The sequence below is a fragment of the Amycolatopsis sp. NPDC005003 genome (assembly GCF_053600695.1).
On sequence record NZ_JBSGAI010000001.1, the window covers coordinates 64,801 to 85,113 of the forward strand.

Annotated in this window: 17 protein-coding genes; 7 read left to right on the top strand and 10 right to left on the bottom strand. The window is 70.1% G+C overall.

Annotated features, from left to right (window positions below):
* Window positions 1-95 precede the first annotated feature (95 nt).
* On the bottom strand, window positions 96-1,556 hold the full coding sequence (locus ACWED2_RS00320; protein ID WP_449688251.1) for an MFS transporter: 1,461 nt from the start codon (window positions 1,554-1,556) through the stop codon (window positions 96-98).
* Window positions 1,557-1,642: 86 nt separating this feature from the next.
* Between ACWED2_RS00320 and ACWED2_RS00325 the strand changes: the two genes are divergently transcribed.
* On the top strand, window positions 1,643-2,017 hold the full coding sequence (locus ACWED2_RS00325; RefSeq protein WP_449688252.1) for a MarR family winged helix-turn-helix transcriptional regulator: 375 nt from the start codon (window positions 1,643-1,645) through the stop codon (window positions 2,015-2,017).
* Here ACWED2_RS00325 and ACWED2_RS00330 read toward each other — a convergent pair whose 3' ends face one another.
* The 7 genes from ACWED2_RS00330 to ACWED2_RS00360 all read right to left on the bottom strand — a co-directional run bounded on the left by ACWED2_RS00330 (window position 2,018) and on the right by ACWED2_RS00360 (window position 11,375).
* The gene (locus ACWED2_RS00330) at window positions 2,018-3,397 is read right to left on the bottom strand and encodes a S1C family serine protease (RefSeq protein WP_449688253.1); all 1,380 of its coding nucleotides are present in this window, start codon (window positions 3,395-3,397) and stop codon (window positions 2,018-2,020) included. It lies immediately after the preceding gene.
* A gap of 146 nt (window positions 3,398-3,543) precedes the next feature.
* A complete protein-coding gene (locus ACWED2_RS00335) occupies window positions 3,544-5,979 on the bottom strand; it encodes a GcvT family protein (protein ID WP_449688254.1) in 2,436 nt (811 codons plus the stop codon).
* 13 nt (window positions 5,980-5,992) lie between these two features.
* Window positions 5,993-6,835: a formyltetrahydrofolate deformylase gene (purU, locus tag ACWED2_RS00340; protein ID WP_449688255.1), complete on the bottom strand. Its 843-nt coding sequence runs from the start codon at window positions 6,833-6,835 to the stop codon at window positions 5,993-5,995.
* Window positions 6,832-7,299: a sarcosine oxidase subunit gamma gene (locus ACWED2_RS00345; RefSeq protein WP_449688256.1), complete on the bottom strand. Its 468-nt coding sequence runs from the start codon at window positions 7,297-7,299 to the stop codon at window positions 6,832-6,834. Before ACWED2_RS00345 ends, purU begins: the two co-directional genes overlap by 4 nt.
* Window positions 7,289-9,865, bottom strand: a complete 2,577-nt coding sequence (locus ACWED2_RS00350; RefSeq protein WP_449688257.1) for a 2Fe-2S iron-sulfur cluster-binding protein — start codon at window positions 9,863-9,865, stop codon at window positions 7,289-7,291. Before ACWED2_RS00350 ends, ACWED2_RS00345 begins: the two co-directional genes overlap by 11 nt.
* A complete protein-coding gene (locus tag ACWED2_RS00355; RefSeq protein ID WP_449688258.1) occupies window positions 9,862-10,140 on the bottom strand; it encodes a sarcosine oxidase subunit delta in 279 nt (92 codons plus the stop codon). The genes ACWED2_RS00350 and ACWED2_RS00355 overlap by 4 nt, the downstream gene beginning before the upstream one ends.
* Window positions 10,141-10,163: 23 nt before the next feature.
* Window positions 10,164-11,375 (bottom strand): sarcosine oxidase subunit beta family protein, encoded by a 1,212-nt coding sequence (locus ACWED2_RS00360; protein WP_449688259.1) that lies wholly within the window; start codon window positions 11,373-11,375, stop codon window positions 10,164-10,166.
* Between the two features lie 62 nt (window positions 11,376-11,437).
* Between ACWED2_RS00360 and ACWED2_RS00365 the strand changes: the two genes are divergently transcribed.
* Entirely contained in the window at window positions 11,438-12,085 is a 648-nt protein-coding gene (locus tag ACWED2_RS00365) for a GntR family transcriptional regulator (RefSeq protein WP_449688260.1), read from the top strand.
* On the opposite strand, the gene ACWED2_RS00370 is transcribed toward ACWED2_RS00365, so the two are convergent.
* Together ACWED2_RS00370 and ACWED2_RS00375 are read right to left on the bottom strand one after the other, a co-directional pair.
* The gene (locus tag ACWED2_RS00370; RefSeq protein ID WP_449688261.1) at window positions 12,082-13,200 is read right to left on the bottom strand and encodes an aromatic ring-hydroxylating oxygenase subunit alpha; all 1,119 of its coding nucleotides are present in this window, start codon (window positions 13,198-13,200) and stop codon (window positions 12,082-12,084) included. The genes ACWED2_RS00365 and ACWED2_RS00370 overlap by 4 nt on opposite strands.
* 103 nt (window positions 13,201-13,303) lie before the next feature.
* Window positions 13,304-13,882 carry a TetR/AcrR family transcriptional regulator gene (locus ACWED2_RS00375; protein WP_449688262.1) on the bottom strand — a complete coding sequence of 193 codons (579 nt, stop codon included), beginning with the start codon at window positions 13,880-13,882 and terminating at the stop codon, window positions 13,304-13,306.
* Window positions 13,883-13,973: 91 nt separating this feature from the next.
* Between ACWED2_RS00375 and ACWED2_RS00380 the strand changes: the two genes are divergently transcribed.
* The 5 genes from ACWED2_RS00380 (at window position 13,974) to ACWED2_RS00400 (ending at window position 20,307) form a co-directional block, all read left to right on the top strand.
* Window positions 13,974-15,389 (top strand): aldehyde dehydrogenase family protein, encoded by a 1,416-nt coding sequence (locus tag ACWED2_RS00380; RefSeq protein ID WP_449688263.1) that lies wholly within the window; start codon window positions 13,974-13,976, stop codon window positions 15,387-15,389.
* A gap of 33 nt (window positions 15,390-15,422) precedes the next feature.
* Window positions 15,423-16,991 (top strand): amino acid permease, encoded by a 1,569-nt coding sequence (locus ACWED2_RS00385; RefSeq protein ID WP_449688264.1) that lies wholly within the window; start codon window positions 15,423-15,425, stop codon window positions 16,989-16,991.
* A gap of 8 nt (window positions 16,992-16,999) precedes the next feature.
* A complete protein-coding gene (gene betA, locus ACWED2_RS00390; RefSeq protein ID WP_449688265.1) occupies window positions 17,000-18,658 on the top strand; it encodes a choline dehydrogenase in 1,659 nt (552 codons plus the stop codon).
* A 183-nt stretch (window positions 18,659-18,841) separates the two neighbouring features.
* Window positions 18,842-19,162: a bifunctional 3-phenylpropionate/cinnamic acid dioxygenase ferredoxin subunit gene (locus tag ACWED2_RS00395; RefSeq protein ID WP_449688266.1), complete on the top strand. Its 321-nt coding sequence runs from the start codon at window positions 18,842-18,844 to the stop codon at window positions 19,160-19,162.
* The gene (locus tag ACWED2_RS00400) at window positions 19,159-20,307 is read left to right on the top strand and encodes an NAD(P)/FAD-dependent oxidoreductase (RefSeq protein WP_449688267.1); all 1,149 of its coding nucleotides are present in this window, start codon (window positions 19,159-19,161) and stop codon (window positions 20,305-20,307) included. Before ACWED2_RS00395 ends, ACWED2_RS00400 begins: the two co-directional genes overlap by 4 nt.
* Window positions 20,308-20,313: the final 6 nt, after the last annotated feature.

Below are 20,313 nucleotides of genomic sequence, written 5' to 3' on the forward strand. Positions count from 1 at the left end.
CCGGAAAGCTGCGTCAATCGCCCGAACGGGCATCCGCGGCGACGCGGAAGGACCACCATCCCCCTCGGTGATGGTGGTCCTTCCGCTTCCCGATTTCAGTCCGCGAGGGCGAGCAGGTCCTCCTGCGCCACGACCGGCTCCTCGGCCGGCCGCTTCCGGGCGACCAGGCCGCTGATCGCGATCAGCAGACCCAGCACCGCGATGCCGGTGACCACGCTCAACGCCGGCGTCAGGCCGGTCAGCAGCGCCGCCGGTGAGGCTTCGCGGCCGCCGTTGGCGGTCAGGACCGCCGTCACCACCGCCAGGCCGATCGCGCCGCCCACCTGCAGGGACGTGTTCAGCAGACCGCCCGCCAAGCCCTGCTCGCCGTCCGAAATCCCCGCCGTCGCCTGGATGTTGAGCGACGAGAACGCCAGCGTGAAGCCGATGCCCAGCAGGATCATGCTCGGCAGCACCGAACCCCAGTAGCCCGAGTGCTCGTCGATGCGCAGGAACAGCGCGTAGCCGATGACGTGCGAGACCACGCCCGCGAAGATCGTGCGGGGCGTGCCCACCCGGTCGATCAGCGGCTCGATGCGCGGGGAACCGAACGCCACGATCAGCGCCGCCGGCAGGAAGCCCAGCGCCGTCTGCAGCGCCGACCAGCCCAGCACCCGCTGCAGGTACAGCATCACGACGAACTGGAAGCCGATGTAGGCGCCGAAGAACAGCGCGCCACCGAGGTTGGCGCGGGCCAGCGGGCCCGAGCGCAGGATGCCCAGCCGCAGCAGCGGGTGGCGGCTGCGCTTCTCGATGACCACGAACGTCACCAGCAGCGCCAGCGCGACGGCGAACGTGATCAGCGTGCGCGGGGCCGCCCAGCCGATCTCCGGCGCCTCCACCACGCCGAACACCAGCAGCAGCGAGCCGGCCGCGCCGGTGATGGCGCCCGGGAAGTCGTACCCCTTGCCTTCCTCGGCGCGGTACGACGGGATCAGCTTCCACGCCGCCACCAGCGCGACCAGCGCGATCGGGGCGGGCAGCAGGAACGTCCAGCGCCAGCCGACCTCGGTCAGCAGGCCGGAGAACACCAGGCCGGCGGAGTACCCGCTCGCCCCGAACACGGCGAAGATGCTGATCGCCTTGTTGCGGGCCGGGCCCTCCTGGAACGTCGTGGTGATGATGGACAACGCGGCCGGCGCGGTGAAGGCCGCCGCCAGGCCCTTGATGAACCGGCTCGCGATGAGCAGCGCGCCGTCGTCGACGAGGCCGCCGAGCAGCGAGGCCAGCGCGAACACGGCGACCGCGACGAGGAACACGCGGCGGCGGCCGAGCAGGTCGGCGGTGCGGCCGCCGAGCAGCAGCAGGCCGCCGTAGCCGAGCACGTAGCCGCTGACGACCCATTGCAGCGCGTTGGTGGACAGGCCGAGGTCGGCCTGGATGGCCGGGAGCGCGACCCCGACCATCGACACGTCGAGCGCGTCGAGGCCGATCACGATCGAGACGGTGAGCAGGACACCCCAGAGACGTGCGTCCCACCGCGTTGAAGAGGTGGACAAAGACACGGAAGAGCTCATGGCGGCGACAGTACATGCACACGCATCTAATGTCCAAGCATTTAATGCGTTTGCATCTGATGCCCGTGCATGCTAGGTTGGTCGCCGTGAGCGATGTCGCCGAGAAGGAACTGGTCCAGGAGTGGCATGACCTGCTGGCCCGCTACTCGGCCGTGTTCGGCAAGCTCGAGTGCCGGCTGCAGGAGCGCCACGGCATCGGCGCGAACGAGTTCGAAGCCCTCGAACGGCTCGCGACCTGCGACTTCAAGTGCCGTTCGGCCGATCTGATCAGCACGATCCACCTCAGCCAGAGCGCCACGTCCCGGCTGGTCGCCCGCCTGGAGAAGGAGGGCCTGGTCGAGCGCGCCCTGTGCGAGGTGGACCGGCGCGGCATCTTCGTCACGATCACCGACGCCGGCCGGGAGAAGTACCTCGCGGCGAAGCAGACGCACCGCGAGGTACTCCGGGAAACCCTGCGCTAGCTAGCCCACCGGGCCTTCCACGGCCTTGACTTGGAGCTGCCGCTGGCCACCGGCCGCGCCGGTCACCGTCAGGGTGAGCTGGTCGCCGGGGTGGTGGGTGTCCATCACGTTCGTCAACGACGTCGCCGAGTCGGTCGGCCTGCCGTCGATGGCCGTGATCACGTCCCCGGCCACTAGGCCACCCTTCTGCGCCGGCCCGCGCTGGACCACCTCGCGGACCCGGGCCCCGCCCTGGCCGTCGGTCACCGAGACCCCGATGAACGCCGTCTTCCCGATGTGGATCTTGTCGGACGCCTGCCCGGCGACGATCTTGTGGGCGATGTCGATCGCCTGGTTGATCGGGATCGCGAAGCCCTGTCCGGCGCCGCCGCTGCGGCGCCCGTTCAGCTGGTAGCCGGTCGATGCGGCCGTGTCGACGCCGATGACCTGGGCGTTCGCGTTGACGAGCGGGCCGCCGGAGTCGCCCGACTCGATGTTCGCCCGCACCTGGATGAGCCCGGTGAGCTGCTCGGACGACCCGCTGGACTCGTCCGAGGCGGTGATCGCCTGGTCCAGTGCCGTCACCGTGCCCGGCGCGGGCACCGGGTCGCCGCCGCGGCCGCCGGCGTTGCCGAGGCCGAGGATCTGGTCGCCGACCTTGACCGTCGACGAGTCGCCGATGGCCGCCGTGGGCAGCCCGGACGCGCCCTGCAGCTGCAGCACGGCCACGTCCTCGGTGCGGTCGTAGCCGACGACTTCGGCCTTGTAGGTGTCGCCGGTGCCGATGCTGGTGACCTTGATGCTGGTCGCGCCCGCCACGACGTGGTTGTTGGTCAGCACCTCGCCGTCGGCGGTGAGCACGATGCCGGTGCCCGCCGCGGCCGCGCCCTGCAGGCCCAGCTCGGTGTTGATGTTCACGATGGCCGGGTTGACCTTCGCCGACACGGCGTCGACGTCGAGCACCGTCTTGGCCTCGCTGGGCTGCCCGGAGAAGCCGAAGTTCTGGTTGCCGCCCGCGGTGGGCGCGTTCGCCCCGGAGATCAGGTGCCCGATCCCGAGCCCGGCGACCACGGCCAGCGCGATCGCGACGACCGCGACGGTCAGCGCGCGCAGCGGGTGGCGCCGGCGCGGCGGCGGCTGGTAGGCGGGCGGCGGGTAGGCGTAGGCCGGCTGCGGGTAGGGCTGCTGCTGGTACGGCGGGTACGGCCGGCCCCACTGGTCACGCGGCTGCTCCTGGTGGCCCTGCTCCCCGGGCTGCCGGTAGAAACCCTGGTCCTGGGGCTGCTCGTAGTAGCCGTGGTCGTGCGGGTAGCCGTTGCTGCCGTAGTACTCCGGCGGGTACCCGCCCTGGCCGTAGCCGTACGGGTACTCGCCGCCGCGTCCTCGGTCGTACTCGCTCATGCACAGCTCCAGCTCTCGACAAGCCTCCGGCTCGTCCCAGGAAACGCCCCTTTCCTGAGAATTTCCTGGTGCGCTTCCGTGGACTTGCTGTGGATTGCCCGCTCGAGAGCCGGGGCCGAGCCGACGTGACCGACGTTACGCCGGCCTCACCGCCGGATCCGCTCCATGCCGGGGTCGACCAGTGGCTCGGCGGCCACGGTGGCGGCGACCCGGCGGCCGAAGTACCCGATTTCCACGCTGCCGCCGATCTCCGCCGACGCCGGGAGCCACGCGTAGGCGATCGGCCGCCCGACGGTGTACCCGTACGCCGCGCTCGTGACGTACCCCGAGGCCACGCCGTCGACGAACACCGGCTCCTTGCCCAGCACGACCGTGCGGCCGTCGTCGATCGTCAGGCACCGCAACCGCCGCGACGCCGTGTCTTCGCTCCGGCCTTCGATGGCGGCGCGCCCCAGGAAGTCCCCCTTCGCCGGACGTACGGCGAAGGCCAGCCCGGCCTCGTACGGGTCGTGCTCGGTGGTCATGTCGGTGCCCCACAGCCGGTAACCCTTCTCCAGCCGCAGGCTGTTGAACGCCGCCCGTCCGGCCGCGATGACGCCGAGGGGCTGCCCGGCCGCCCACAGCGCGTCCCACAGCCGCAGGCCGTTGTCCGCGCTCGTGTAGATCTCCCAGCCCAGTTCGCCCACATAGGACAGTCGCATCGCGACGACCGGGACACCGGCGATCCTCGCGTGCCGCGCCCGGAAGTACTTCAAGCCGGTGTGCGAGAAGTCCTCGCCCGAGAGCGGCTGCACGAGGTCTCGCGCCAGCGGCCCCCAGACGCCGACGCAGCAGGTGCCGCCGGTGATGTCCCGGACCCGCACCCCGGCCGGCGCGTGCTTGACGAAGTGGTCGACGTCGATGTTGCCGTTGATGCCGACCTGGAACACCTCCGGCTCGAGCCGCGCGACCGTGACGTCACTGCGGATGCCACCGGCGGTATCGAGCATCAGCGTGTAGGTCACCGAACCGACCGACTTGTCCAGCTGGTTGGTGGTCAGCGACTGCAGGAACTCCAGCGCCCCCGGCCCGCTGATCTCCACGCGCTTCAACGGCGTCATGTCGTACAGCGCGACGCCGTTGCGCGTGTGCCACGCCTCGGCTGCCGCGATCGGCGAGTGGAACTGCGCCGACCACGCGTCCCGCGCCGGCGGGAGCCAGTCGTGGGGCAGCCGCTTCAGCAGCGGCGCGTTGGCCTCGAACCAGTGCGGCCGCTCCCAACCGCCCGCTTCCAGGAACACCGCACCCAGCTCGCGCTGCCGCGCGTGGAACGGCGTCACCCGCAGGTCGCGCGGCGACAGCTTCGGCTGCAGCGGGTGCAGGATGTCGTAGACCTCGACGAAGTTCTGCTGCGCCGTCTCGCTGACGTACGAGGGCGCGAGCTGGACCTCCTCGAAGCGGTGCACGTCGATGTCGTGGGTGTCCACTTCGGAATGCCCGTCGACGAGCAGTTCCGCGACCGCCTTCGCGATGCCCGCCGAGTGCGTCACCCAGATCGCCTCGGCCAGCCAGAACCCGCGGACGTCGGCCGACTCGCCGACCAGCGACTGGCCGTCCGGGGTGAAGGAGAAGATGCCGTTGAAGCCCTCTTCGACCTTGGTCCCGCCCAGCGCGGGCAGCAGCAGCTTGCTCTCGTCCCACGACGGCGCGAAGTCGTCCTCGGTGAAGGGCAGCATCGACGGCATGGCGGTCCCGGTCACCGAATGGTCCAAAGTGGACTCGTCCACCGGCATCGGGCGGTGGGCGTAGGAGCCGATGCCGATCCGGTCGACGTGCTCGCGGAAGTAAAGGTCCTGGTCCTGGTGGCGCAGGATGGGGAGGCTCGCCTCGACCTCCTCGGTGTTGTGGCCGACGAGCTCCGCGACCTGCCCGGTCTTCACGTACTGGTGGGCCAGCGGCAGCAGCGGCACGTCCATGCCCACCATCGCGCCGATCTCACGGCCCCAGAACCCGGCGCACGACACGACGACGTCGGCCGGGAAGTCACCCTGGTCGGTCCGGACGCCGGTGACGCGCCCGCCTTCCTGCAGGACATCCGTCACCCGCGTGGCCCCGATGAACCGCGCGCCCCGCGAAGTCGCGCGTGAAGCCAGCACCTCGACGGCCTTGGCCGCCCGCGCGAGCCCGTCGGTCGGCACGTGCAGCGCCCCGAAGATCCGCGACTCGTCCAGGAGCGGCCAGCGCTCGACACATTCGGAAGCGTCGATGAGCGAACCGGGCACGCCCCAGGACGTCGCCCAGCCGTGCTTGCGTTTGAGGTCCTCCCAGCGGGCCGGGGTCGTCGCGACCTCCATCCCGCCGACCTGGAGGAAGCAGTCCAGCTCCTTCAGCTTCGAAACGGTGTAGCGGGCGAAGTCCGTCATCGCCTTGGAGGGGTTCGTCTGGAAGACGAGCCCGGGCGCGTGCGAGGTGGACCCGCCGGTGCGCGGCAGCGGGCCCCGGTCGAGCACGGTGACGTCGGTCCAGCCGCGGGCGGTCAGCTCGTCGGCGAGGTTCGCGCCGACGATGCCGGCGCCGATGATCACGACCTTCGGTGCACTCATGGCGGAACTCCTTCTACCGGAACACAACAGTGCTGTTGCCGTTGAGCAGGACGCGGCGTTCGCAGTGCCAGCGCACCGCGCGGGAGAGGGCGAGGGCTTCGGCGTCGCGGCCGACGGTCACGAGCTCGCGCGGCGAGTACGTGTGGTCGACGCGCTGCACCTCCTGCTCGATGATCGGGCCCTCGTCGAGGTCGGGGGTGACGTAGTGCGCGGTCGCGCCGACGTACTTGACGCCGCGGTCGTAGGCCTGGTGGTAGGGCTTGGCGCCCTTGAAGCCGGGCAGGAACGAGTGGTGGATGTTGATCGCGCGGCCTTCGAGCTTCTGGCACAGCTCGTTCGACAGGACCTGCATGTACCGGGCGAGCACGACCAGGTCCGCCTCGTACACCCCGACCAGGTCGAGGAGCCGCTGTTCGGCCTCCGGTTTGGTCTCGGGCGTCACCGGGACGTGCACGAACGGCACGCCGGCCGCCTCGGCCATCGGCCGCAGGTCCTCGTGGTTCGACACGACCACCGCGATCTCGGCGCCGAGGCCGCCCGCACGCCAGCGGAACAGCAGGTCGTTGAGGCAGTGCCCGAACTTCGACACCATCACGAGGATCCGCGGTGGCGTGCCGTCGGAGAACTCGAACTCCATGCCGAAGTCGCCCGCCACCGGGGTGAACGCGCGGGTCAAGTCGTCCACAGTGGCCTGTTCGGTGCAGGTGAAGGACGTGCGCAGGAAGAGCGAGCCGCGGACGTCGTCGTCGAACTGCTGGTGCTCGACGATGTCGCAGCCCTGTCCGACGAGGAACGTCGTGACGGCGTGCACGATGCCGGAGCGTTCCGGGCACTTGAGGGTCAGGGTGAAGGTCACGAGACGTACTCCAGGCTCGCGTCGGCCAGCCAGGCCGTGAAGTAGTCCGAAAAGGACTGCCGCACGAGGATCGTGTAGCCCTCTTCCCGGACCATGAGGACGATCCCGGTGCGCGCCAGCAACGTCTGGACGCAGGTACCCGGCGGCGAGACCTCCAGGTCGATCGAGCACCCGTGGGCCAGCACGTCGGTCGCGTGGGACCCGCTGAGCCGATAGACGTTGCGCTGCGCCGAGACGTCCACCACGGCGTCGCATTCACCGGAAAGGGCCGCCTCCAGCTCGGCTTGGCGGCCGGGCTCGGCGAGCACGAGGTACTCGTCGGGGCCCATCCAGAGGATGTCGACCCCGCTGCCGCTGGTGAAGGTGCACGGGCCGGGCAAGGGGACGCCGAGGAGCGACTCGCCCTCGCGGAGGCGGACGGTGAGCTGGGTGCGGAGCTTCTCTTCGGCGATGTCAACCGTCACGGCGGGCTCCTTCCTTGTCGAAGAGCACGGATTCGGTCACGGTCACCGGCACCACCTGGTCCCCGACGGGCACGTACAGCGTCTCGCCGATCCGCTCCCGGCCGGAGCGCACCAAGGCGAGGGCGAACGTGCGGCCGAGGGCGGCGCTGTCGTAGCTGGAGGTGACGTGGCCGAGCATCCGCACCGGCGGCTCCGGCACGACCTCGGCTGTGTTCGATGCGCCCTCGGCGGTAAAGAGTGCCTCGGGCGAGATGATCTGCGAGCCTTCGGGCAGCAGCACCGCCGGGTCGATCGGGAGCAAACCGACCAGGTGCTTGCGGTCGGGGCGGTTGTTCTCGGCGCGGGCGAAGGAGCGCTTGCCGATGAAGTCGGCCTTCTTCTTCGACACCGCCCAGGACATGCCGAGGTCCTGCGGAGTGACTGTGCCGTCGGTGTCCTGGCCGATGATCGGGTAGCCCTTCTCGGCCCGCAGGACGTGCATGGTTTCGGTGCCGTACGGCGTGACTCCTTGGTCCACTACGGACTGCCAGAGCGCGGGCCCGTGCCACGACGGGACGTTGATCTCGTACGCCAGTTCGCCGGAGAAGCTGATCCGGCAGACACGCGCCTGAAGACCGGCGACTTCGGCGTCCTGCCAGGTCATGAACCCGAAGGCCTCGTTCGAGACGTCCAGGCCCGGCGCCAGGCGGCCGAGGACCTCCCGCGAGCGCGGGCCGACCAGCGGGATCGTGGCCCAGTGCTCGGTCACCGACGTCGCGAAAACCCGCAGGTGCGGCCACTCCGTCTGGAGCCACTCCTCCATCCACTCGAGGATCTTCGCCGCGTTGCCGGTGGTCGTGGTGACCAGGAACCGCTCCTCGCCGACGCGGATCACCGTGCCGTCGTCGAGCACCATGCCGTCGACGCCGCACATCACGCCGTAGCGGATCCGGCCGACCTTCAGGTTGCTCATCATGTTCGTGTAGAGCATGTCGAGGAACCAGCCGGCGTCCGGGCCCTGGACGTCGATCTTGCCGAGCGTGGAGCCGTCCATGCACGCGACGTCGTTGCGGGCCGCCCGGCATTCGCGCCGGACGGCGTCGTGCATCGACTCGCCGGGCCGCGGGTAGTACCACGGCCGCCTCCACTGGCCGACGTTCTCGAACTCGGCGCCATGCCCGACGTGCCACGGGTGGATCGTCGTGACGCGCACCGGGTCGTGCAGCTCGCCGCGGTTCCGCCCGGCCAGCGCGGCGAAGGACACCGGCGTGTACGGCGGCCGGAACGTGGTCGGGCGCCGGTCGGCGAGGTCGACGCCGAGGGCTTCGGCGGTGATGCCGGCGGCGAGCATGCCCGACGTCTTGCCCTGGTCGTGCGCGGTGCCGATGGTGGTGTAGCGCTTGACGTGCTCCAGCGAGCGCAGCCCGGCGCCGGTCGCGCGCAGGACGTCGGACACGGTCGCGTCCCGCTGCTGGTCTACGAACCGGGTGTCCACTTCGGACTCCGGCGCGGGCACCTGCCAGAGCACCTTGGTCTCCGGCAGACCTTCCCCCGCGGCCGCGCCGACGACGGTCACGTTCGGGAGGTCACCGGCCGGGACGTAGGCGCCCAGCCGAGGGTCGTAGCGGAGGGTGCCGCGAGCCTGGCTGTAGAGGTGCACCACCGGGTTCCAGCCGCCGGAGACGAGCAGCAGGTCGCACTCGACCCGCTCGCCCTGCGTCTCGCCCAGTTTCGCGACGTGCGCGGCGGTGATGTGTTCATCGCCGTCGGTCCCGATGACGCCGTAGCCCTCGCGGGCGTCGACGATCCGCACGATCTCGGCCCCGGCGCCGGCCAGTTCGGAGGCGGCGTCGAGCGCGGAGTCGTTGGTGGTGAACACGACCACCCGCCGCCCGGCGAGGACGCCGTAGCGGTTCAGGTACGTGCGCGCGGCACCGGCGAGCATGATGCCGGGGCGGTCGTTGTCCGGGAACACGATCGGCCGCTCGTGGGCGCCGGTCGCGATGACGATCCGCTTCGCCCGGATCCGCCACACCCGCTGCCGCGAGATCCGCTCCGGCGCCGCGGGCTCGCCCCGGCGCTCCAACGCCAGCACGAACCCGTCGTCGTAGACGCCGAACGCCGTCGTGCGCGAGAGGAACCGGACGCCCTCCGGAGCTTCGCCGCCGGGCTGGTCGTCCACGAGCAGGACCCGGCCGGAAGCGGCGGCCGCGGCGGCGCGGCCGGCGGGACCGGCACCGATCACCAGGACATCGCAGTGCGCGTGCTTGGCGTCGTACCGCGCCGGGTCCGGTTCGGTGGCGAGCCGGCCCTGACCGCGCAGGCCACGGGCTTCGAGGCCGTCGTACAGCTCGACGGTGGTCGCGCTGAGCATCGGCTCGGGAAACGGCTTTTCGATCTGCACCAAGGCGTTCGAGTCCTCGACACCGGCGCCGACGATCCCGCGCGGCCGGCCGTACTTGATGCTGGTGGCGACCCGGTGGATGCCGTTGGCCAGCAACGCGGACGCCAGGGTGTCGCCGAGGTAACCGGTCAGCTCGCGGCCGTCGAAGGTGAACTTGAGCGGGATGCCGGAGAGCCGGGTCATGAGAGCACCGGCCTGGGCTCGTCGAGGCGGTAGACCGCCAAGAGGTCGTGGGTGCGGGTGTCGCGAACGGCGTTGAACCACCGGCGGCAGCCCGCCGAGTGGCTCCAGCGCTCAGCGAACGGCCCGCTCGGGTTGTCGCGGAAGAAGACGAACTTCGCCCACTCCTCGTCGGACAGCGCCGAGGGGTCCGCCGGGTAGGCGAGGTGCGCCTGGCCGCCGTAGTGGAACTCGGCTTCCTCGCGTGGCCCGCACCAGGGGCAGGGAATCAGTTGCATCGGGACTCCTGCTTTCGAATGATTCAGTGCGCGACGGCGGCGGCGCCGTGCTCGTCGACGAGGGCACCGGTGGTGAACCGGTCGAGGGCGAAGGGCTCGGCGTACTCGTGGGGTTTGCCGCGCGCGATGGTCTGCGCGAAGACGTCCCCGACGCCGGGAGTGGCCTTGAAGCCGCCGGTGCCCCAGCCGCAGTTGAGGAACAGGTTCTCCACCGGGGTCAGGCCGATGATCGGCGAGGCGTCCGGGCTGGTGTCGACGATCCCGGCCCAGGTCCGCAGCAGGTGTGCCCGCGCGAACACCGGGAACAGCTCCAGCGCGGCGGCCATCTGCTGCTCGATGATGTGGAACGAGCCGCGCTGGCCGTAGCCGTTGTAGCTGTCGATGCCGGCACCCATCACGAGTTCGCCCTTGTGCGCCTGGGAAACGTAGACGTGCACGGCGTTCGACATGACGACCGTCGGGTGGATCGGCTCGAGCAGCTCGGACACCAGCGCCTGCAGCGGGTGCGAGGTCAGCGGCAGGTCGAGACCCACCATCTTCGCCAGCACCGAAGTGTGCCCGGCCGCGCACAGCGCCACCTTGTTCGCGGCGATCCGGCCCCTCGACGTCTCGACACCGGTGACCCGGCCGCCGCTCGTCGTGATCCCGGTGACCTCGCAGTTCTGGATGAGGTCGACGCCCATCCCGTGCGCGGCGCGGGCGAAGCCCCAGGCCACGTAGTCGTGCTTGGCGATCCCCGCGCGCGGCTGGAAGGTGGCGCCGAGCACCGGGTAGCGGACGTCCGGGGAAGTGTTGACGATCGGGCAGATCTCCCTGACGCCGTCGGCGTCCACCCACTCGGCGTCGATGCCGTTGAGCTTGTTGGCCTCGACGCGGCGGACGCTGTCGCGGACGTCCTGCAGGCTGTGCGCCAGGTTGAGCACCCCGCGCTGGCTGAACAGGATCGGGTAGCCGAGGTCCTCTTCGATGCCTTCCCACAGCTTGAGGGAGTGCTCGTAGATGCCGGAGCTTTCGTCCCAGAGGTAGTTCGAGCGGATGATCGTGGTGTTGCGGGCCATGTTGCCGCCGGCGAGCCAGCCCTTCTCCAGCACGGCGACACCTCCGATGCCCTGTTTGGCCAGGTAGTACGCGGTGGCCAGGCCGTGCCCGCCGCCGCCCACGACGACCACGTCGTAACTCTTGCGAGGCTCGGGGTTGTCCCAGAGGAAGTCCGGGTGCTCCGGCAGATCGGTCATCGAGCGTCCTCCGAGGACTGGTCGACTTCTGATATATCAATCGTCGATGTAGGCTAAGCGCCATGCACCCGCAGGTCAATCCCCCGTCGCTGGCCGAACAGGCGTACCTGTTCGTCCGCGATCGCCTGGTCATGCTGGACATCCCGCCGGGCTCCCCCATCAACGAAGAGGAGCTCGGCACCGCGCTCGGCATGGGCCGGACGCCGATCCGCGAGGCGCTGAAGCGGCTGGAGTCCGAACGCCTGGTCGTCGCCTACCCGCGGCGCGGTACGTTCGCCACCGACGTCAACATCTCCGACCTCGCCCACATCTCCGAGGTCCGGCGCACCCTCGAACCGATGGCCACGGCCGCCGCGGCCGAGCGCGCGACCGCGGCCGACCGGGCCACCCTGACCGAGCTGCGCGCGCAGCTGGACGCCGACGTCCCGGGCGAGGACAACGCGGAGCTGCTGCGCACCGACCTCGCCCTGCACCGGGCGATCTACCGGTGCGTGCACAACCCGTTCCTCGAGGACACGCTGATCCGGTACGACAACCTGGCCACCCGGATCTGGTGCGTGTTCGTGCCCCGGCTGTCCGGGATGGCCGGCCACGTCGACGAGCACGTCCCGCTCCTCACCGCGATCATCGAGGGCGACGCCGAGAAGGCGGCCGCGCTGACGCATGCGCACGTCACCGGGTTCGAGGCCGCCATCCGGGCGTTGATCTAGGCCAGCCTCGCCCGGACCCAGTCGTGGAACGCGCCGATGTGGTGCTCGCTGGGCACGAGCACCCCGCCGTTGGCGTAGGAGCGCGAGTCCATCGCCAGCTGACAGCGTTCGCAGGCCTCGAAGTCCTGCAGGTTGACGCGGTGGAACAGCTCGACCGAGCGGCTCAGGTCCTTGCCGGATTCGACCACTTCGGGCAGGTAGAGCCAGTCGCAGCGGACCAGCGTCCGGTCCGGCGCCAGCGGGAACATCCGGTGGATGATCACGTGGTCCGGGACGAGGTTCACGAAGACGCCCGGTTTGATGGTGATCGCGTAGTACCGGCGATCCTGGGCCTCGGTGACACCGGGGAGGCGGTCGACGCCTTCGCTGCCGTCGACGGTGAAGCCCTTGATTTCGCCGCCGAACTCGGCGCCGTGGCCGACGTAGTACTGCGCGGCGTAGCCGTCGGCGAACTCCGGGAGCACCTCGGTGAGCTCCGGGTGGATCGTCGCGCAGTGGTAGCACTCCATGAAGTTCTCGATGATCTGTTTCCAGTTGGCCTTCACGTCGTATTCGATGCGCTTGCCCAGCGCCAGGCCGTCGATGCCGTAGGCGTCGATCTCGGTCGGCCCGCCGAGCCGCTCGGTCACCGCCCCGATCACGGTCTCTTCGAACGACGGCGGCTCGTCCGCCAGGCAGACCCAGGCGTAACCCAGCCACTCGCGCAGGTGGACCCTGGTCAGGCCGAACTCGACGCGGTCGACGTCCGGCATGCCGGTGAGGTTCGGGGCGGCGATCAGCTTGCCGTCGAGGCCGTACGTCCAGGCGTGGTACGGGCACTGGAAGGCCCGCTTGACCGTGCCGCTTTCCGACGTGCACAGCCGGGCGCCGCGGTGGCGGCAGACGTTGAGGAACGCGTTGAGCTGCCCGTCCCGGCCCCGCGAGACGAGCACGCTCTCCTTGCCGATCTGGACCGTCTCGAACGCCCCCGGCCCGGCGAGGTCGGCGCTGCGCACGGCGCAGAACCAGTCCGCCTCGAAGATCTTCGCCTGTTCGGCCGCGAAGATCGCCGGATCGGTGTAGGAGCTGCCGGGCAACGTGGCGAGCAGGCTCGGCGGGAGATCGATTGCGGTCACCGGCGTGGTCCTCTCCGCGGATCAGTTCGGGAGTTGCGCAGAACGCGTCTTGTTGCTCACTCCGGAACAGAGTGACTGCCGCCCCGACCGCCTGTCAACCGGCTCAGGCCGGCGGTCCCTCGATCGCCCGCCGGAACAGCGTTTCGATCTCTTCGCGCGTCGGCCGGGGGTCGGCCAGGGCCGCCTGCATCAGCAGCCCGCAGAACAACCCGGCCAGCAACCGCCCGGTGAGCGGGTCGGTCCGGGAGCCGAAGAACGCGATGAGCGCTTCGTCCCAGGCCGCGCTCGCCTTGCGCAGCGCGGGCCGGTGCAGGGCCGCGACGTACAGGTCGTACTCGACCACCGTGTCCCGGTACTGCTCGTTGATGTAGCCCATCACCAGGTCGGCGAGGGCGGCGGCGAAGTCGGCGTCCGGCGGCAGCGCCGACTCCCACTCCTTCAGCGCGTGGACGTTCCGCTCGGCGGCCTCGTGCAGGGCGACCTCCAGGAGGTCGTCCAGGGTCGCGAAGTGGTAGGTCGTCGAGCCGAGCGGGACGCCGGCCGCGGCCGCCACCGACCGGTGCGTGACGCCGTCGATCCCCCGCTGGGCGACGACCTCGATCGCCGCCTTGGCGATCCGCGCCCGCCGCTCGGGGTCGTTCGGACCGCGGCGCCGCGTCGCGCCGGGTTCGTCGTTCGCCATCGAACCCCCTTGTGGACATCTGTACATGTTTCGCGTACAAATGTACGCACTCTCGACGCCGAGCAGCCACTACCGATCCGGGAAGGGCCGCATGTTCGATGTGCTGAACCCCGCCACCGGCCAGGTCATCGAGACCGTGGCCGAAGCGAGCCGCGAGGAGGTCGACGCCGCCGTACACGCCGCGAGACGGGCGTTCGACGACGGCCCGTGGCGGCGGACGACGGCCACCGAACGCGGCGCCCTGCTGCGCCGGACGGCCGAGCTCCTGGTCCGCGACCGCGAGGAACTCGCCCGCACCGAGAGCCTCGACACCGGCAAGACGCTGGGCGAAGGCCGCATCGACGTCGACGACGTGACGAACGTCTTCCGCTACTACGCCGACCTCGCCGACAAGGACGCCGGACGCCTGGTCGACGCCGGCAGCGCGACCGTCGTCAGCCGGATCGTGCACGAACCGGTCGGCGTCTGCGCCCTCATCGCGCCGTGGAACTACCCGCTGCTGCAGATGTCCTGGAAGGTCGCGCCGGCGCTGGCCGCGGGCAACACCGTGGTGCTCAAGCCCAGCGAGGTCACGCCGCTGACCACGATCAAGCTGGTCGCCCTGCTCGAGGAGGCCGGTACGCCGCCCGGCGTCGTCAACCTGCTGCTCGGCGACGGCCGCGTCGGCGCGGCGATGGTCGAGCACCCGGGCGTCGACCTGGTCTCCTTCACCGGCGGCTACGCGACCGGCGAGAAGATCATGACGGCCGCCGCGAAGGGCGTCCGCCGGATCGCCCTGGAACTCGGCGGCAAGAACCCGAACGTCGTCTTCGACGACGCCGACTACGAAACCGCCCTCGACTACGCCCTGATGGCGGCGTTCGTCCATTCCGGACAGGTCTGCTCGGCGGGTGCCCGGCTGATCGTCCAAGATGGAATCCATGACCGGTTCGTCGCGGACCTCGCCGCGCGCGCCGACCGCATCCGCGTCGGCGACCCGCTCGACCCCGCCACCGAAACGGGCGCGCTCGTCTCGGCGCAGCACCGCGCCAAGGTCGAGGAGTACATCGAAAGCGCTCTCAAGGAGGGCGCGACGCTGCTGGCGGGCGGCGAACGACCCGAGGGACCGGAGTACGGAAACGGGTTCTTCCTGCGCCCGACCGTGTTTTCCGGGTGCACCCGGGAGATGGCGATCGTCCGGGAAGAGGTCTTCGGCCCGGTCGTCACCGTGGAACGCTTCACGCACGAGGCCGACGCGATCGCGCTGGCCAACGACACCGAGTACGGGCTCGCCGGAGCCGTGTGGACGTCGGACGCGTCCCGCGCCCAGCGCGTCGCCGGGGCCCTGCGCCACGGCACCGTGTGGATCAACGACTACCACCCCTACCTGCCCCAGGCGGAGTGGGGTGGTTTCGGCAAGTCGGGCATCGGCCGCGAACTCGGGCCGTCCGGGCTGGCCGAATACCAGGAGAGCAAGCACATCTACCAGAACATCGATCCCGTTCCGCAGCACTGGTTCAAAGGCTGATCCCTCCCCCACCCACCACGTGAGGACGTTGCCATGACCACTCAGGAAAAACCGGCGGGCGGGGGGCCTGCTGCCGACGACTCTTCCGAACTCGAGAAGTTCGGTTACCGCCAGGAACTCGAGCGCTCTCTCGGGTCGTTCTCCAGCTTCGCCGCCGGGTTCAGCTACATCTCCATCCTCACCGGCGTGTTCCAGCTCTTCTTCTTCGGCTTCGGGTCGGGGGGCCCGGCCTTCATCTGGACCTGGCCGCTGGTCTTCATCGGCCAGTTCGCGGTCGCGCTGTGCTTCGCCGAGCTCGCCGGGCAGTACCCGCTCGCCGGCTCGGTCTACCAGTGGGCCAAGCAGATCGCGAAACCGGCGACGTCGTGGCTGGCCGGCTGGATCATGATCATCGGCGCGATCGTGACCGCGGCGGCCGTCGCGGTCGCCTACCAGATCATCCTGCCGCAGGTCTCGACCGCGTTCCAGATCGTCGGCAGCGACGAAGACGCCGGCCTGACGTCGACGCCCGGCGGCGCGCAGAACGCCATCATCCTGGCCCTGGTGCTGGTCGTGTTCGCCACGATCGTCAACATCATCGGCGTCAAGCTGATGGCGAAGATCAACAACTTCGGTGTCGCGGTGGAGCTCGGCGCGAGCATCCTGCTGGTGATCGCGCTGGCCATCCACATCAAGCGCGGCCCCGGCCTGGTCTTCGACACCGCCGGCACCGGTGAGGGCCAGTCGTGGGGCTACCTCGGGGCGTTCCTGGTGGCGTCGCTGATGAGCGCGTACGTCTTCTACGGCTTCGACACCGCGGGCTCGCTGGCCGAGGAGACCACCCAGCCGCGGCGGCACGCGCCCCGCGCGATCCTGCGCGCCATCACCGCGGCGTTCATCGTGGGCGGGCTGATCATGCTGTTCGGCATGATGGCCGTCGGCGACCTGAGCGCCAAGGAGCTCAGCACGTCCGGCATGCCGTACCTGCTGAAGAGCACCCTCGGCGAGGGGCTCGGCGACGCGTTCCTGATCTGCTCGGCGATCGCGATCACCGTCTGCTGCCTCGCCGTGCAGACCGCCGCGATCCGGATGACCTGGGCGATGGCCCGCGACGGCCGGCTGCCGTTCAGCAACGCGATGGCGAAGGTGTCGCCGCGGTCCAAGACCCCGGTGCTGCCCGCGCTGCTCACCGGCGGCCTCACCGTCGTCGTGCTGCTGATCAACCTCGGCAACCAGCGGGCGTTCTTCATCCTGACCTCGACGGCGATCATCCTGTTCTACATCCCCTACCTGATGGTCACCGGTCCGATGCTCGTCCGCCGCCTGCGCGGGCACTGGCCGCGCCCGGAGCACGGCCCGTACTTCAAGCTGGGCCGCTGGGGCACGCTGGTGAACCTGGTCGCGGTGCTCTACGGCGCGGCCATGACGATCAACCTGATCTGGCCGCGGGCCGAGGTCTACGGCTCCGACCACTGGTACTTCCAGTGGGGCGCGGTGATCGTCACCGCGCTGATCGTGATCATCGGTGCGATCATGCTCTACGTCCGGCGGCGCACCTGGGGCTCGGCCCACACGAGCCCCGAGCACATGCCCGACGCGACCCCGGATTCCCTGCCCGGTTAGGAGGACGCATGAGTTCCGAAACCTACGACTTCGTCATCGTCGGCGGTGGCTCGGCGGGCTGCGCGCTGGCGAACCGGCTCTCGGCCGACCCGTCGAACAAGGTCCTCGTCCTGGAGGCGGGCCGGTCGGACTACAAGTGGGACGTCTTCATCCACATGCCGGCCGCGCTGACCTTCCCGATCGGGTCGAAGTTCTACGACTGGGGCTACCGCAGCGAACCCGAGCCGTACATGAACCGGCGTCGCATCTACCACGCGCGCGGCAAGGTGCTCGGCGGGTCGTCCAGCATCAACGGGATGATCTTCCAGCGCGGCAACCCGATGGACTACGAGCGCTGGGGCGCCGACCCCGGCATGTCCACTTGGGACTACGCGCACTGCCTGCCGTACTTCAACCGCATGGAGAACTGCCTCGCCGACGCGCCGGACGGGCAGTGGCGCGGCCACGACGGGCCGCTGGAGCTCGAGCGCGGGCCGGCGTCGAACCCGTTGTTCAACGCCTTCTTCGACGCGGCCGAGCAGGCGGGCTACCCGCGCACCGACGACGTCAACGGCTACCGGCAGGAGGGCTTCGCGCCGTTCGACCGGAACGTCCGGAAAGGACGGCGGCTGTCGGCGGCCGGTGCGTACCTGCACCCGGTGCTGGACCGGCCCAACCTGACGGTGAAGACGCGCGCGTTCGTGTCGCAGATCCTGTTCGACGGCACCCGCGCGGTCGGCGTCGAGTATTCGCAGAGCCGGGGCGTGCCGGGCGAGGTGTACGGCAAGGAGATCATCCTCTGCGGCGGCGCGATCAACAGCCCGCAGCTGCTGCAGCTCTCCGGCGTCGGGAACGCCGCGGAGCTGGAGAAGCTCGGCATCGACGTGGTCAAGGACCTGCCGGGCGTCGGCGAGAACCTCCAGGATCACCTGGAGGTGTACATCCAGTACGCCTGCAAGCAGCCGGTGTCGATGCAGCCGTCGCTGGCGAAGTGGAAGCGGCCCTACATCGGTGCGCAGTGGCTGTTCCTGCGGTCCGGGCCGGCCGCCACCAACCACTTCGAGGGCGGCGGGTTCGTCCGGTCCAACGACGAGGTGAAGTACCCGAACCTGATGTTCCACTTCCTGCCGGTGGCGATCCGCTACGACGGCTCGGCCCCCACGGAAGGGCACGGCTACCAGGTGCACGTCGGCCCGATGTACGCCGACACCCGCGGCTCGGTGAAGATCAAGTCGACCGATCCGCGGGAGCACCCGGCGATCAAGTTCAACTACCTGTCGACCGAGACCGACCGCAAGGAATGGGTCGAAGCGGTGCGGGTGGCGCGGAAGATCCTCAACCAGAGCGCCCTGGACCCGTACAACGGCGGGGAGATCTCGCCGGGGCCGTCGGTGGAGACCGACGAAGAGATCCTCGACTGGGTCGCCAAGGACGCCGAAACCGCGCTGCACCCGTCGTGCACGGCCAAGATGGGCGTGGACGAGAAGTCCGTCGTCGACCCGCAGACCATGCGGGTGCACGGCACCGAGGGCCTGCGCGTGGTCGACGCGTCGGTGATGCCCTACATCACCAACGGCAACATCTACGCCCCGGTGATGATGACCGCCGAAAAAGCCGCCGACCTGATCCTCGGCAACACCCCGCTGGCCCCCGTCAAGCTGCCGTTCTACCGGCACGGGGAGAACTAGCCCGCACGCCGACGCGCCCGTGCCGCCATCCCCGGTACGGGCGCGTCGGCGTGCCCGGGATACCCGTTCTCCGGTAACGGAAACTACCGGGGCGTACCCCCTTGACGCACCTCTCCGGCGGATTCAGACTTGTTGCGTATCGCAGTGAAAGTTCCCCAATGCGCAACTTTATCCGGAGGCGTCATGATTCGCGCGTGCACGGTGGACGAGCTGCCCCCCGGTGAGTCCGTCCGGATTCCCGGGTCGCCGGCCATCGCGGTGTTCCACACCGAGGCGGGCGAGCTGTACGCCATCGACGACACGTGCACCCACCAGGACGCCTCCCTCGCCGACGGCTGGCTCGAAGGCTGCTTCGTCGAGTGCCCGCTGCACGCGGCGCTGTTCGACCTGCGCACGGGCATGCCGACCTGCCTGCCGGCGAAGGACCCGGTGCGCACGTACACCGTGGTCGTCGACGAAGGCGTCATCTACGTCCGGGGCGTGGCCGACGAGGACGCGGCGTGAAGCGCATCGCGGTCGTCGGCGCTTCGCTCGCCGGGGTCCGCGCGGCGCAGGAGCTGCGCGCACAGGGGTACGACGGCGGGATCGTGCTGATCGGCGCCGAGCCGCACCTGCCCTACGACCGGCCGCCGCTGTCCAAGGGCTTCCTGGCCGGAACGGCGTCGCGGGAGTCGCTGGACCTGCTCGACGCTGGCGACCTGGCGTCGCTGGCCCTGGACTTCCGGCTCGGCGTCCAGGCCACGGCGCTGGAACCGGCCAGCCGGCGGGTGCTGCTTTCGGACGGCACCTCGGTGCACGCGGACGGCGTCGTGATCGCCACCGGTGGCCGGGCGCGCACGCTGCCGGGCTTCGAGGGCGCTTTCGTGTTGCGGACACTCGACGACGCAGTTGCGCTGCGGTCCGCGCTGGTGCCCGGGGTGCGCGTGGCGATCGTCGGGGCCGGGTTCATCGGGGCCGAGGTGGCCTCGACCTGCCGTTCGCTGGGCCTCGACGTGGTCGTCCTGGAAGCTTTGGCCGCGCCGCTGGCGCCGGTGCTGGGCCCCGCACTGGCCGAGGTGTGCGCCCGGCTGCACCTCGACCACGGCACGGACCTGCGCTGCGGCGTCCAGGTCGCGGGCCTTTCTCCGGCGGGCGTCTCGCTGGCTGACGGCTCGATGATCCCGGCCGACGTGGTGGTGACCGGCGTCGGGATGGACCCGGCGACGGAGTGGCTGGCCGGGTCGGGTTTGAAGGTCGGCAACGGCGTCCACACGGACGAAGGACTGGTCACTTCGCTGCCGCAGGTGGTGGCGGTCGGGGACGTGGCCCGGTACGCCGGACGGCGGCACGAGCACTGGACGAACGCGTCGGAGCAGGCACCGGTGGCGGTGGCCAACCTCCTGGCCGGGCACACCGCGCGCACGTACACCCCCAGCGGCTACGTGTGGTCCGACCAGTATGCGGGCACCTTGCAGCTGGCCGGGCACCCCCGCCCGGACGACTCGCTGGCGTTCGTGGAGGGCGACCCGTCGTCGGGCTCGTTCGTGGCGACGTTCTCCCGTGCCGGCTCGACGACCGGGGTCTTCGCCCTGAACAGCGCGAAGCTGTTCACCCGCTGGCGCCGGCAGGCCCTGCGCCGCCCGGAGTTTCAACCGGCGGTTCAAGGATAAGCTTCA

Excerpts from the sequence above, each read along its gene's own strand:
- ACWED2_RS00385 (WP_449688264.1), top strand. The coding sequence starts at position 15,423 with ATGACCACTCAGGAAAAACCGGCGGGCGGGGGGCCTGCTGCCGACGAC.
- ACWED2_RS00375 (WP_449688262.1), bottom strand. The coding sequence starts at position 13,882 with ATGGCGAACGACGAACCCGGCGCGACGCGGCGCCGCGGTCCGAACGAC.
- betA (WP_449688265.1), top strand. The coding sequence starts at position 17,000 with ATGAGTTCCGAAACCTACGACTTCGTCATCGTCGGCGGTGGCTCGGCG.
- ACWED2_RS00360 (WP_449688259.1), bottom strand. The coding sequence starts at position 11,375 with ATGACCGATCTGCCGGAGCACCCGGACTTCCTCTGGGACAACCCCGAG.
- ACWED2_RS00350 (WP_449688257.1), bottom strand. The coding sequence starts at position 9,865 with ATGACCCGGCTCTCCGGCATCCCGCTCAAGTTCACCTTCGACGGCCGC.
- ACWED2_RS00355 (WP_449688258.1), bottom strand. The coding sequence starts at position 10,140 with ATGCAACTGATTCCCTGCCCCTGGTGCGGGCCACGCGAGGAAGCCGAG.
- ACWED2_RS00320 (WP_449688251.1), bottom strand. The coding sequence starts at position 1,556 with ATGAGCTCTTCCGTGTCTTTGTCCACCTCTTCAACGCGGTGGGACGCA.
- ACWED2_RS00335 (WP_449688254.1), bottom strand. The coding sequence starts at position 5,979 with ATGAGTGCACCGAAGGTCGTGATCATCGGCGCCGGCATCGTCGGCGCG.
- ACWED2_RS00330 (WP_449688253.1), bottom strand. The coding sequence starts at position 3,397 with ATGAGCGAGTACGACCGAGGACGCGGCGGCGAGTACCCGTACGGCTAC.
- ACWED2_RS00380 (WP_449688263.1), top strand. The coding sequence starts at position 13,974 with ATGTTCGATGTGCTGAACCCCGCCACCGGCCAGGTCATCGAGACCGTG.
- ACWED2_RS00365 (WP_449688260.1), top strand. The coding sequence starts at position 11,438 with ATGCACCCGCAGGTCAATCCCCCGTCGCTGGCCGAACAGGCGTACCTG.
- ACWED2_RS00395 (WP_449688266.1), top strand. The coding sequence starts at position 18,842 with ATGATTCGCGCGTGCACGGTGGACGAGCTGCCCCCCGGTGAGTCCGTC.